9 protein-coding genes are annotated in these 13,297 nt (G+C 64.6%); 4 read left to right on the forward strand and 5 right to left on the reverse strand.

The window, feature by feature from the left end:
• Positions 1 to 32 precede the first annotated feature (32 nt).
• A complete protein-coding gene (locus DyAD56_RS00125) occupies positions 33 to 2,030 on the reverse strand; it encodes an oligopeptide transporter, OPT family (protein WP_102300717.1) in 1,998 nt (665 codons plus the stop codon).
• A 1,122-nt stretch (positions 2,031 to 3,152) separates the two neighbouring features.
• Positions 3,153 to 3,692 carry a peptide deformylase gene (gene def, locus DyAD56_RS00130; RefSeq protein WP_102300719.1) on the reverse strand — a complete coding sequence of 180 codons (540 nt, stop codon included), beginning with the start codon at positions 3,690 to 3,692 and terminating at the stop codon, positions 3,153 to 3,155.
• A gap of 299 nt (positions 3,693 to 3,991) precedes the next feature.
• Between def and DyAD56_RS00135 the strand changes: the two genes are divergently transcribed.
• The 4 genes from DyAD56_RS00135 (at position 3,992) to DyAD56_RS00150 (ending at position 10,651) form a co-directional block, all read left to right on the forward strand.
• The gene (locus DyAD56_RS00135) at positions 3,992 to 7,504 is read left to right on the forward strand and encodes a hybrid sensor histidine kinase/response regulator (RefSeq protein ID WP_102300721.1); all 3,513 of its coding nucleotides are present in this window, start codon (positions 3,992 to 3,994) and stop codon (positions 7,502 to 7,504) included.
• Positions 7,505 to 7,643: 139 nt separating this feature from the next.
• The gene (locus tag DyAD56_RS00140) at positions 7,644 to 9,719 is read left to right on the forward strand and encodes a carbon starvation CstA family protein (RefSeq protein WP_102300722.1); all 2,076 of its coding nucleotides are present in this window, start codon (positions 7,644 to 7,646) and stop codon (positions 9,717 to 9,719) included.
• Positions 9,720 to 9,729: 10 nt separating this feature from the next.
• Entirely contained in the window at positions 9,730 to 9,924 is a 195-nt protein-coding gene (locus tag DyAD56_RS00145; protein WP_102300726.1) for a YbdD/YjiX family protein, read from the forward strand.
• Between the two features lie 211 nt (positions 9,925 to 10,135).
• Positions 10,136 to 10,651: a DUF2127 domain-containing protein gene (locus DyAD56_RS00150; protein WP_199178846.1), complete on the forward strand. Its 516-nt coding sequence runs from the start codon at positions 10,136 to 10,138 to the stop codon at positions 10,649 to 10,651.
• Between the two features lie 22 nt (positions 10,652 to 10,673).
• Here DyAD56_RS00150 and DyAD56_RS00155 read toward each other — a convergent pair whose 3' ends face one another.
• From DyAD56_RS00155 to DyAD56_RS00165, 3 genes are read right to left on the reverse strand one after another with little or no spacing between them, the layout of a single operon-like run.
• The gene (locus tag DyAD56_RS00155; protein WP_102300727.1) at positions 10,674 to 11,573 is read right to left on the reverse strand and encodes a DMT family transporter; all 900 of its coding nucleotides are present in this window, start codon (positions 11,571 to 11,573) and stop codon (positions 10,674 to 10,676) included.
• Complete coding sequence (locus DyAD56_RS00160; RefSeq protein WP_233202229.1) at positions 11,570 to 12,475, reverse strand: glycosyltransferase family 2 protein; 906 nt, start codon at positions 12,473 to 12,475, stop codon at positions 11,570 to 11,572. Before DyAD56_RS00160 ends, DyAD56_RS00155 begins: the two co-directional genes overlap by 4 nt.
• 47 nt (positions 12,476 to 12,522) lie before the next feature.
• Positions 12,523 to 13,269 carry a hypothetical protein gene (locus DyAD56_RS00165; protein ID WP_102300728.1) on the reverse strand — a complete coding sequence of 249 codons (747 nt, stop codon included), beginning with the start codon at positions 13,267 to 13,269 and terminating at the stop codon, positions 12,523 to 12,525.
• Positions 13,270 to 13,297: the final 28 nt, after the last annotated feature.

The raw sequence follows: 13,297 nt of genomic DNA on the forward strand, positions 1-13,297 counted from the left end.
CGCCCGCTTCAGGCTGGGCGCGACCGGGCGGTTCAGGCTTTGCTACTCAGGCGCTTAGCCATCCGGGCCACCCACAGGTACATGAAGAGCACAATCAGGGCGAAGGCGATGCCGCCGATCCACTGTGCCGCCTCGCCAAAGTTCTCACCCACCAGCGCCAGCGGCGCGGCTTTGCCGGAGAAGCCGACGATGAAGGCGATCACCACGCCGATCACGCTCTCGCCGACAATCAGGCCAGAGGCGAGCAGCACGCCCAATTGCTTGGTGGTTTCCGGCTTCTTCGCGCGATCGGCGCGACGGTCGAAATACCAGCCGACCACCGAACCCACCACCACCATCAGCGTGCTGACCGTGGGCAGATAGATGCCCAGACCCACCGCCAGCGGCGGCATGCTCAGACGCTTGGTGGTGCGACGCAGAACTTCGTCGATGATGATGATCGCCACGCCGATCCAGATACCCGTGATGATCAGGCTCCAGTCGATGTTGTTGGTGATCACGCCCTGCGCGAGTGCGGAGATCAAACCGGCCTGCGGTGCCGGCAACGCGTGCGGGCCCGCACCGGCCACACCGACGAAACCGTAAGCCTTGTTGAGCAAGTCCAGCACCGGCGGAATCACCGCCGCGCCAGCAATCACGCCGATCACCAGCGCTGCCTGCTGTTTCCACGGCGTGGCGTCCACCAGCTGACCGGTCTTCAGATCCTGCAGGTTGTTGTTGGCAATGGCCGCCACAGTGAACACCACCGAGGTGATGAACAACGCGAACGCCACCAGCGCCTTGCCCTCTTCCGGACCGACATGCGGCTTTACAAACGCCACCAGCAGCAGCGCCGCGGCGATGACCACGAGAATGCCCACACCCGACAGCGGACTATTGGACGAACCGATCAAGCCGGCCATGTAGCCGCACACGGTGGAGACGAAGAAGCCCATCAGCACGACGAAGGCCACGCCGCCGATGGCGAGCACGGCCACGTGATCGCCCAGGCCAGCCGTCTCGCCGAAGTAGCCGAGCAACCACCCGATCGGAATAAAGCAGGCCAGCGTGATCAGACCCACGATGCCGATCGGGATATCGCGCTCGGTGCGCGGCAGCGAATCGGCGTTGCCGGCCTTGCGCACACGGGAGGCGGCCATGGCCGAGGTCAGGCCTGTGATCACCGGCTTCACCAGCTTGGCGAGCGTCCAGATGGCCGACACGCCGATGGCGCCAGCGCCAACGAAGCGCACCTTGTGGCTCCAGGTGGTGTTGGCCAGATCGGCTACCGAGGCGGACATATCGCCCAGCACCGAGTAATGCGGCACGCCCCAGCCCCAGCCGATGATCGCGCCGATGAGCATCGCGATACCCACCGACAGGCCAACCAGATGGCCGATGGCGAACAGCGCGAAGGAAAGATTGAAGTCGAAACCGCTGACCCCGCCCTTGTCGTTGACGCGGAAGTTGCGCACAAAGTCCGACGCGAACACCTGCGTGGCAACCACCACGGCGAACACCGCCGAGACAATGGAGCCCCACATCACGGCAAGCAGGCCGGCACGGCCTTCTTCCACGCTGTCCGCGTCTGCATCGTCACCGCTGCCGACCTTGAGCACTTCGGCGCAGGCCAGACCTTCCGGATACGGCAGGTCGGTATCCGTCACCAGCGCGCGGCGCAGGGGGATCGAATACATCACGCCCAGGATGCCGCCCAGCGCGCAGACAGCGAACGACGTCCAGAACGGGAAATCCGCCCACCAGCCGATCATGATCATGCCGGGCAGCACAAAGATGATCGACGACAACGTGCCCGCCGCCGACGCGATGGTCTGGACGATGTTGTTTTCCTGGATGGTGGAATTCTTGAATCCACGCAGCAGGGCCATGGAAATCACCGCCGCCGGAATCGAGGTGGCAAAGGTGAGGCCGGCCTTGAGACCGAAGAACACGTTGGCGGCGGTGAATACCACCGTGATGATGACGCCAAGGATGAGACCGCGGACGGTCAGCTCTTTGCGAGATTCGGTTTGGGAAAGATTGCCGCTCACGAAAGTCGTCCGGTCATGTGATGGGTCCCCTGTGGCCGCCTTGCGGCACGGATACGTCGGACCTGCCGGGAGGCAGGCCAGCGCGTAGGGTTGCCGGATTCGTGAGGAATGGCAACGGGTTGACGGATGGGTTGGGGTTCTTCTTAGTTTGCTGCGGCCTGCTCTGCTCCCTCTCCCCTTCGGGGAGAGGGTCGGGGTGAGGGGCTGGTGCTCGCCTCAGCGTTTCATCTTTGCCGCCACCCCGGCATAGGCCGGGGTCCAGAGCTTCGGTGTTTGGTTTTAGCGATACGGTGATCTAGCTCGCCTGCCGCGGGCTTCCGTCCTCCTGCCGGAGGCCGGGTCACTTTTCTTTGCTTGCCCAAAGAAAAGTAACCCAAAGAAATGGCCTGACGAGCCAACGCCAGCAGCATTCCGCGGGGATAAGCCCGAACGGGTGAGGAGCGTTGCTGCTTGGCAACCTTCGCCTCTACACAGCGGGTACGTCGGAGCGCTTCGCAACGCGCCTTCGCGGAGAGGACTTAAAGCAGGCTTCGCTACGCTTTCCCTCCACTGGGGCGAAACAAAGGGGACGCTACGCTTCCCGACCGGTGTGGAGAACTCGCCACGTAACGGCATCGTCCGTCTGCCTTGGCTTTGCGCGCTAAAGCGGGAGCAACGCGACCTGCCGCGACGCGATGTGCAGCTCCGCTGCACGAGCCGTCTGCTTGTCGCTTCTGATCGTCGGGCCCCCTGTGCGGCGGTGAGGGGTGGACGATCAGGCCCGCAGGGGGATCGGCAAGGATGCCGATCCCTTTTCGCCAGGGCAGGAGCCCTGTCGAAAAGCCCGGCCGCCCCTCACGAACTGGCCGGCGCAGCCGTCCAGCGCCAAGTGGGGGTGCCCTTTCTTTGGGTTACTTTTCTTTGGGCAAGCAAAGAAAAGTGACTCGGCCTCTGGTAGGAGGTCGAAACGCCCGCCGCGTAGGCGGCCAGATCGCGGGATCGCATGAAGCCACAACCGACCACTGACGAAACTGGATCCCGGCCTACGCCGGGATGACGGCTAAAGATGAAGCCACGAGGCGAGCACCCACCCCTCACCCCAACCCTCTCCCCGCAGGGGAGAGGGAGAAAAACTGCGGAGCGTTACTCGTCCGCCCCCGGATCCATCCCCGGAAACAACACCTCAGTAAACCCAAACTTACTGAAATCCGTGATCCGCGACGGATACAACCGCCCGATCAAGTGATCGCACTCATGCTGCACCACACGCGCATGAAAACCCTCCGCCGTGCGATCGATCAGCACACCCTTCGGGTCCACGCCCTGATAGCGGATCAGCGTGTATCGGTTTACCGCGCCGCGCAGGCCCGGCACGGAGAGGCAGCCCTCCCAGCCCTCCTCCATGTCCTGCGACAGCGGCGTAATCATCGGATTAAGCAAAATGGTGCGCGGCACGGCCGGCGCATCCGGATAGCGCTCAGAACTGTCGAAGCCAAAGATCACCAATTGCAGGTCCACGCCGATCTGCGGCGCAGCCAGGCCCACACCGCCAGCGTCATGCATGGTGTCGAACATGTCGGCGATCAGTGCGTCGAGTTCGGCGCTGCCGATCATCGTGTCGGGCACCAGCGGAGCCACGCGCAGCAGGCGAGGGTCGCCCATCTTCAGGATTTCGCGGATCATGCAAACCTCGTCGGGACCGGGTGCCGGACTGGAGCTGGGGTGGCCCGCGGGCTGTTCCGGCAGATGCGGCGACTTATACCAGCAACGCCGGCAGATCGCCGGTTAAGCCGCGTGATGATTCCATCAGCGCCGCCACGCGACGCTGTTCACATCCTGGCTCCCGCCCTCTGGGAGAATCCTCTCATTGCTTCAGCACATCCCTGGGGAATTGACGTGCCGCCATCCACGCTGCCATCCGTGTTTCTGTGCCCGGCGTTGCCGGTTGCGCGGGCGTGTGGCCGCCCCAGCCGTGAGGCCACGTGGTGCTGGTAGCGCTGATCCTTCAGGCCGCGCTGGCCGTGTCCGCGCCGGCCACCATGCCGTGGACGGAACCGAGCTTCCGCAATTACGGCATACCCGAGGGCCTGCCCAGCAGCAATATCGATGCGCTGGCGATGGACCACAACGGCTACCTGTGGGTGTCCACAGAATCCGGCGTTGCCCGCTATGGCGGCGGTGGATTCCGCATATGGCGGCACGATCCGCGCGACTCGGGCTCGATCCCGGCATCCCCGCTGGCCACCCTGTTCGTCGATGCGAGCGGCCAGCTCTGGGGCGGCGGGCAGGAAGGCTTGGTGCGCTACGACCCCGCCCACGAGAACTTCCACTACTGGCGCAATAATCCGGCCGACAACACCTCCCCCAGCAGTGACGATGTGACGGCACTGGCGCAGGGCACGGATGGATCGCTGTGGGTCGGGCATTTCGATGCGGGCCTGGACCACATGCGCAAGGATGGCCGCGGTTTCGACCACGTGCGGAGCAACCTTGCCGATCCGGACAGCCTTGTATCGGACGTGATCTACGCGCTGCTGGCGGATGCCGATGGCAGCGTATGGGTGGGCGCGAAAGGCGGCGTGGACCATATCCTGCCGGACGGGCGCATCCGCCACCTGCCGTTCGAGCGTCCGGACAACGAATATCGCGACAAACCATTGCGCGCCTACGCGTTGCGACGCGAGAACGGCACGCTGATGATCGCCACCAGCTTTGGGCTCTACGCGCTTGGCGAGAATGGCGTCGCCAGCCTGGTAGCGCCGGACGAGCTGCCGCAGCAGGAGGTGTCCTCCACGGCCACTGACCGCACGGGTCGGCTATGGGTGGGCTTCAACGACGGCTTGTACGTGCGCCAGGCCGACGGACACTTCCAGCATGTGCAGGCACGTCCCCTGCTCCGGCACGGCCTGCCCGACGGCAACGTCTACAGCCTCGTGCTCGATCAGGAAGGCGGCTTGTGGATCGGCACCATGAACGGCTTGAGCTACCTGCCGCCCGACTGGGCCGACATGCGGTTCTTCACGCATATACCGGAAGCCCCTGAGAGCCTGGTGCCGGGCATCTACAACGCGGTGGCGGCGAGCAAGGACAACCACCTGTGGGTGGGCGGCAAGAACGGAGCGATCGACCGGATCGACCTGTCCACCGGCAAGGTCGAACACCTGCCGTTCCACATGCCGCAAGGCAAGAACGTTTACAGCATGGCGGAGGACGCCACGGGGCGGCTGTGGTTCGGCTCGGTCAGCACGCCCTACCTGCTGGATCATGGCAAGGTCACTGAGCTCGAAGGGAGAAGGCCCGAGCGCGTCGAGTTCGGCGACGACGGCACGGCCTACTTCGAAAAGCCCGATGGCGTGATCGCGGTCGCCCCGGATGGCAAGCGCATGCGCCCCTTGCTGCTCGATCCCAAAGCCGAGGAGGCCAGCATCAGTGATCTGCGCTGGTTCGACCATGCGCTATGGGTCGCCACCGCCGCGGGCCTGTTGCGCTGGGAACCGGGCGACGTGCGGGCGCGTTTCGTGGCCGGCGTGCGCCAGGGCAACATCGGCCAGATCGACCTGCGAGACGGACAGCTATGGACGCTCGACGGCGAGAACCTCGGCCATTACCAACTGGACGGCGGCCAGGCCAAACTGCTGGCCACGTATCCGTTGTATCTGCAGCACCCCATTTCCGATGTGCTCAGCATCCGCGGTGACAAGGCTGGGCGAGTCTGGTTTTTCTCGCGCAGCGGCCTGTGGCGCTACGACACGCACACCGACAGAGTGCGTGAATTCGGCCTGGACCAAGGACTGCCGGACGGACAATTCACCAATGTCAGCATCGCTGAAGGGGCAGACGGCTACGTCTATGCCGCGACGGAGAGCGGCGTGCTTGGCTTCGTTCCCGACAGCATCAATGAATCCTCGCGCATACCGCACGTGGGCCTTGAAGGCGTCAGCGTGCGACGCGGCAGCCGTACGCAACGCCTCGATGGCACGAACGATCATTGGCGCCTGAACTGGGACGACCGTGACCTGACCATCACCGCCCGTGCCGTTTCGTACATCGCGCCCGAACGCAATACGTATCGCTTCCGCCTTGACGGGCTGGACACCGATTGGGTGAGTACCGGCCACCGCGCCGAACGCAGCTTCACCCAGTTGCCCAGCGGCGATTACCAGTTGCGGGTGCAGGCGGCAGGCCCAGACGGCATATGGGGCGAACTGCCAGCTCCACTGCACCTGCACGTCGACACGGCGCCATGGTTGCGTTGGTGGGCATGGCTGACCTACGCGCTACTGATCGGCCTGATCCTTACCGCCGTGCTGCTCGCGCTGCGCCGCCGTCAGCGCCAGCGCATGCAACTGGAACTGGTGACGCAACAGCATCGTCTCGCGCAAACCGCGAGCGAGGCGAAGACACGCTTTCTTGCTGAGCTGGGTCACGAGATCCGCACGCCGATGACCGGCGTGCTGGGCATGGCCGAGCTGCTGCTGAGCCGACCGCTGGGCTCGACCGAAAAGCACTACGTGCAGACCATCCAGCGCTCTGGCGAAGTGCTGCTGACGCTGGTGAATGATGCCCTCGACCTGGCGCGCATCGAAGCGGGGCGACTGCAACTTACGCCCGCGCCGTTCGATCCGCGCTCGCTGCTGCGCGACGCGGCCGAGCTGCAGCGCGGCCGCGCCGTGAGCAAGGGCATCGCCCTGCGCGTGGAAGTGGCCGACGACGTACCGATGCAGGTGTTGGGCGATGCCGTGCGCATCAAGCAGATCCTGCTCAATCTCAGCGGCAACGCATTGAAGTTCACCGAGCATGGTGAGGTCCGCCTCGCGCTGGACATGGCCGCGGGCGACCTGCGCTATACGGTGAGCGATACCGGCCCTGGCATTTCCCCGACCGATCAGGCGCGCCTGTTCAAGCGCTTCGAGCAGTTGGACAGCCCGCAGCGCGGCTCAGGCAGCGGCTTGGGTCTAGCCATCTGCCGTGAGCTGACGGCTTTGATGGGCGGACAGATCAGCCTGGAATCCACCCTGGGCAAGGGCAGCACGTTCCGAGTGGATCTGCCCTTGCCCGCCGTGGATGGGCACGTCGACACCACCGTGGCCGAAGCCGTGGCAAGCGGCGGCCCCAGCCTGCGCCTGTTGCTGCTGGAGGACGACCTGACCGTGGCCGCCGTGATTACCGGCCTGCTGGAAGCCCAGGGCCACCAGATCGACCACGTACCCAATGGCTTGCGTGCCTTGCAGGCGATGGAAAGCCAAAACTACGACGCCGCCCTGGTCGACCTGGATCTGCCCGGTGTCGATGGCTTCAAGTGGGCGCGTCTGGTGCGCTCGCGCGAGCAGGAGGGCGAACATCTGCCGATGGTCGCCATTACCGCGCGCTCCGGCGGCGATGAGGAAACACGGGCGCGCGAGGCGGGCATGGACGGCTTCCTGCGCAAGCCATTGCACGGTCAGCAGTTAGCGAAGGCACTGGCTGCCGCAATCCGCCCGACCCAGCTCGCCTGATCTTCGACGCTGCACTGCCGCACAAGCGGGCGCGCCACACGCATTCGACCAATGGCTAATGCACGTGGGTCCATAATGGCGTTGACCCCAGTGCCACTGGGGACGACCCTTGCGGGGGACTTCCCAGGAGCCAACGCGAATGTCTACGGCCGTCGTCAAACCAAGCCCCGCGGGAAAGATCCTGTGGGCCGCCATCGCCATCGTCGGCGCTTGGTGCCTGGGCGTAGTCGCGCTGCGCCGTGGTGAGCCGATCAACGCGATCTGGGTGGTGGCCGCGAGCATCGCGGTCTTCGTGATCGGTTATCGCTTCTACGGCAAGTTCATCAACGACAAAGTGCTGCGCATGGACCCCACCCGGGCCACGCCTGCCGTGTTGCGCAATGACGGCCTGGACTACGTGCCAACCGACAAGTGGGTGGTGTTCGGCCACCACTTCGCCGCCATTGCCGGCGCCGGCCCACTGGTAGGCCCCGTGCTCGCGGCGCAGATGGGTTATCTGCCCGGCACGCTGTGGATCCTGTTCGGTGTGGTGTTCGCCGGTGCTGTGCAGGACTTCATGATCCTTGGCCTATCGGTGCGCCGCGATGGCCGCTCGCTCGGCAACATGCTGCGCGACGAGCTGGGGACGGTGGCTGGCGTGGTGGCCATGTTCGGCGTGCTGGTGCTGATGATGATCGTGCTGGCGGTGCTCGCGCTGGTGGTGGTCAAGGCACTCACGCACAGCCCATGGGGCACGTTCACCGTGGCCGCGACAATCCCGATTGCGCTGCTGATGGGCATCTACCTGCGCTGGCTGCGTCCGGGCAAGATTCTTGAGGTGTCGATCGTCGGCCTGATCCTGCTGCTGGGCTCGATCTGGTTTGGTTCGCACGTCGCCGCCTCGCCTACTTGGTCGGCCGTGTTCGACTTCGACGCCAAGTCGCTCGCCTGGCTGTTGATCGGCTACGGCTTCTGCGCTTCGGTGCTGCCGGTGTGGCTGCTGCTCGCGCCGCGCGATTACCTCAGCACCTTCCTCAAGATCGGCACCATCCTGCTGCTGGCGCTGGCCATTTTCCTGGCCGCGCCGACGCTGCAGATGCCGGCGGTGACCAAGTTCATCGATGGCACCGGCCCCGTATTCCAGGGCAATCTGTTCCCGTTCCTGTTCATCACCATCGCGTGCGGTGCGGTGTCGGGCTGGCATTCGATCATCGCTTCGGGCACCACGCCCAAGCTCATCGCCAGTGAAGGCGAAGCGCGCATGATCGGCTACGGCGGCATGCTGATGGAGGCCTTCGTCGCCATCATGGCGCTGATTGCAGCGGCGTCGCTGCATCCGGGCGTGTACTTCGCGATGAACTCGCCTTCCGCACTCATCGGCACCACTGCGCAGTCGGCGGCCACCGCCATCAGCCAATGGGGCTTCGTGGTGTCGCCGGATGAGTTGCTCAACACCGCCAAGAACATCGGCGAGTCCAGTGTGCTCAGTCGCGCCGGCGGCGCACCGACACTGGCGGTGGGCATGGCCCAGCTACTGCACGGCATCATCCCGGGCGAGGGCATGATGGCGTTCTGGTACCACTACGCCATCTTGTTCGAAGCGCTGTTCATCCTGACCACGGTCGATGCCGGCACGCGCGTGGGCCGCTTCATGATTCAGGAGATCGCTGGCCTCGTCCACAAGCCGCTGCAACACACCGAATCGTGGACGGGCAACCTGCTCGCCACCGCGATCTGCGTAGGCCTGTGGGGTTACTTCCTATACCAGGGCGCGGTCGATCCGCTGGGTGGCATCAACACGCTATGGCCACTGTTCGGTATCGCCAACCAGATGCTGGCTGCCGTGGCGTTGATGCTGGCCACCGTGGTCACGGTGAAGCTCAAGCGCGAGCGCTACGTGCTGGTGCCGGGCATTCCGGCGATCTGGCTGGTGGTATGCACGCTCACCGCGGGCTGGGAGAAGCTTAGCGGCCCCATCAGCTTCACCGCCGCCGCGCAGAAGTACGCGCAGGCCGCCGCCGACGGCAAGCTGCTGGCGCCTGCCAAGACGGTGGAGGAGATGCAGCGCATCGTCACCAACAACTATGTCGATGCCGCGCTGACGGGCATCTTCATGTTGCTCATCCTGGCCATGCTGGGCTTCACTATCCGTGCGATGGTCAAGGCATGGGGCATCAACCATCCCACCGCGAACGAAGAACCGTACGTTGCGTTGGGCTCGGTGACCACCCGTTGAGGGCTCGACCATGAAAGCGAAGCTGCAGGCGATCCGGAAGTGGGCGGTACAAACCGCCCGCCTCTGCTGCGGCATCCCGGATTACGACGTGTACGTGAAGCACCTGCGCGATCATCACCCGGAGCGCCCGGTGCCCAGCTACAAGGAGTTTTTCAGGGAGCGCCAGATCGCCCGTTACAAGGGCACCGGCGGGCGCTGCTGCTGAGAGCCGCCATCAAAACTACTGCGCGACCGTCAGGCGGGCGCTCGCTACGTTTTGTTAGCAACTCTAAGATTCTGCCCAGCCTGGAATCGGCCCAAGGCCATGCTCCAGCGGGGTATGGCCTTTCTTGTCTCTGAACGGGACTGGGCAACCGGTGCGCGACCCTTCATGATCACGCGGTGATCATGACTGCTCGTTACCCCCGCGACTCCCGATGACCGAAGCCCACCACCATCCGCATCTCCAGCCGTCGTCGGAGATCGAAGCCCAGCACAGCCTCGGCCTGCGCATCATCGCCATCTACAAGGCGGTGAAGACCGTGTGCCTGATCCTGGTGGCGGCTTTCGCCTTCCATCTGGACCGTGAGCAGAACTTCGAAAAGCTGGTGCACTGGCTGGAGCACCTGTCCCTGACCGACAGCAACGGCCTGCGCTGGCGGCTGGTGGAACTGCTGCAATCACTGGGCCCGAGCAAGTTCGTCGCGATTGGCTTGGTGGCGCTGGCCTATGCAGCCATCTTCGCTACCGAAGGCACCGGCTTATGGCTGCGCAAGCACTGGGCCGAATGGTTCACGGTGATCGCCACCGGCTCGCTGATCCCGCTGGAGCTGTACGAGACCGTGCACAAGTTCGCGTGGCTCAAGCTCGGCGCGTTGGTCGCAAACGTCGTGATCGTGGTCTACCTGGTGCGCCTCGCGATGCAGCCGCATCCGCCCAAGCGCAAGGACTAAACCGGCGCCCGCCATAGGGTGCTTAGACTTCGTGGTGCAGCCCTTCCGCTTTCACCGCACTACTGCGCGGCGCCAGTTCGACCAGATACATCGCCGCCAGCACCAGCGCACCGCCAACCAGCATCCGCCACGTCAATGCGTCATGGCCGAAGGTCACGGCGAAACCTGCGGCGAACACCGGCTCCAGCGTCATCACGATGGCCGCCCGCGTGGGTGAAAGATGGGCTTGCGCCCAGGTCTGCACGAGCATCGCGCCCGCGCCGGCCACCAACGCCATATAGATAACGGCTGCCCACGCACTGGTATCGGGTGGCAACGAGGGGCCTGACGGCAGTGTCGCCAGCAGGCAGGTCACGGCGATCACGAGCATCTGCACTGTCGATAGCGCAAAGGCGCTGCCAGGGCGCGACCATGCTCCTAGCCCCACGATATGCAGGCCATACAGCGCCGCCGATGCGAGCGTGAGCCACACGCCGTAGCCGATACTGAAACCATGCAGCGCCAGCAGGCCAAGGCCACCCACCGCAAGCAGCACAGCGATCCATGTCACGGGCGGCAAGCGCTGGCGCAGCAGCACGGTGCCGAGCAACGGCGTGAAAACGACATACATGCCGGTAACGAGACCGCTGATGCTGGCCGAGGTGTGTTCCAGCCCGGAGGTCTGCAGCAATTGCGCGATGCCGTATATCGCCCCTAGCGCCACACCCTGCCACCACTCGCGGCGGCTCAGGCGAAACAGCGAGCGGTGGAACAGCAAGGCCATCGACAATGCGGCGATAAGAAAGCGCACGGCGAGAAAATCGGCCACCGCCATGCGGCCCACCAGATCCTTGATCAGGAAAAAGGTGGAGCCCCAGACCGCCGTGACGGAAACCAGCCCAAGCGTGGCTGCCGTGGATGTGCGCGTGCGGGGTTCGCTCACGCGGCGTCCTTCGAACGCTTGCGCTTGGCCAGTCGCCAGAGCTGGCCGGGAATCTGCAACAGGAAGTGCGACCAAATACCCAGCCATACGGTGGCTGCGACCACTGGTTTGCGCGCATCCGGATCGAACTTGCGGAACCAGCGCCACATGCCGCGGTGCTTGTGCCGGCTGACGAACACCGGACGGTGGCGACTGGACGTACCCTTGCCGTGAAGCACGCGCACATCACCAGCCAGCAGCACCCGGTAGCCGGCATCGCGCACGCGGCGGCACAGGTCCAGGTCTTCGCAATGCAGGAAGTAGTCTTCGTCGAAACCGGCGAGGTAGTCGAACACGCGGTGCGGCATCAGCATCAAGGCGCCAGACACAGCTTCGGCCTCGATCAGTTCGTGCGGGATCGGACCATCGATGTTGATGCCTTCACCTGCACGCTTGAACAGCGTATTTAGCGCGCGACGCATCAGCGGGTCGCGGCGCCGGGAGGCCGGGTCTGGCGTGCCGTCCTCATCGCAGACCACTGCACCGATCACACCGGCGCGCGGATTGGCCGCCAGCATGCCGAGCAGGCGCTGCAGGATGTCGTTGTCGATCAGGCAATCGGGGTTGAGGATGAGCAGCGACTTGCCCTGCGATTGCGCGGCGCCACGGTTCATCGCCGGACCAAAGCCGAGATTGGCGTGGTTGTAGATCACACGCAGCCGCGTGTCGTTCTGGTGCGCACGCGCAATCGCCTGCGGAATACCGTCGGACGAGGCGTTGTCGACCAGGATCATCTCCAGCGGCACGTCGCACGCGAGCACGCGCCGTACGCAATCGCGCAGGCTGGGGCCGCTGTCGGCCGCCACCACGATCACGCTGACCGGCAACACGGAAACCAAGGAAGAAGATACGTCGGTATTCACAACCACCACTATGCGTTGTCCAGTACGTCGAGGGATGATTCCGGCATTTACCGCCGCGACTCTTGTCCCAACACTTCGTGCAAAGCGGTCGGCACACCGTTGCTACCCCGCGCCAACCATGGCTGCTCGCCTTCCCAGCCACTGAGCTGCCATCCCATCAGGCGGTGCGTGTGACCGCTCCGCGTGTCCCACAGTACTTCACCGCGTCCGCCCGGCAGGTTTGCGGCAAACCATCGACCGCCAGGGCTGAAGCAGTAGCGCGGGCTAGCCTTGTCGATAACCTTGCCTTGCGCGAATAAGTAACGTCCACGCCCTTTACCCGTGGACTCGAACCGCGCTGGCCCGGCGGCATCCGCGAACAGGCCCGCGGCCTCCTGCCAACGCGCCCACGCCAGTTCGATGATGTGTGCCGGTGGCCCGACGGATGCCATGGCCAGCTCACTCCATTCGGGTGAGACCTTAGCTTGCGTGGTCCGCTGCACGCGGTGATCGAGCAGCGACTCCATCAACACCACCAGCGAAAAACCGACCAGCGCACCAAGCAGTGCCGCGCCCCAGGCGATCAGGTCACCGCCCAGCGCGCGCTGTACCGCGAACAGCAGACCCGGCAAACCCCAGCGTAGGGCACGACGACACAATTCCGCGTAGTGAACGATGCGCCGGTCGAACAGCACCGCGCCAAGCACCGACAACACCACCAGCGACAAGCCCATCCACCAGGGCAACAGCGCGACCACACAGGTCCACACCGCTGCCGGAAGTGTCCGCACGAACCAGCGCGCGACCGTCGCCACGCTAGGGATACCTAGCGCGGCGAAACGA

This window comes from Dyella sp. AD56, assembly GCF_002878475.1.
GTDB lineage: Bacteria > Pseudomonadota > Gammaproteobacteria > Xanthomonadales > Rhodanobacteraceae > Dyella.

What these genes read in the sequence shown, in the direction of transcription:
- DyAD56_RS00150 (WP_199178846.1), top strand. Translation starts at nt 10,136, where the DNA reads ATGACCGAAGCCCACCACCATCCGCATCTCCAGCCGTCGTCGGAGATC.
- DyAD56_RS00140 (WP_102300722.1), top strand. Translation starts at nt 7,644, where the DNA reads ATGTCTACGGCCGTCGTCAAACCAAGCCCCGCGGGAAAGATCCTGTGG.
- DyAD56_RS00145 (WP_102300726.1), top strand. Translation starts at nt 9,730, where the DNA reads ATGAAAGCGAAGCTGCAGGCGATCCGGAAGTGGGCGGTACAAACCGCC.
- def (WP_102300719.1), bottom strand. Translation starts at nt 3,692, where the DNA reads ATGATCCGCGAAATCCTGAAGATGGGCGACCCTCGCCTGCTGCGCGTG.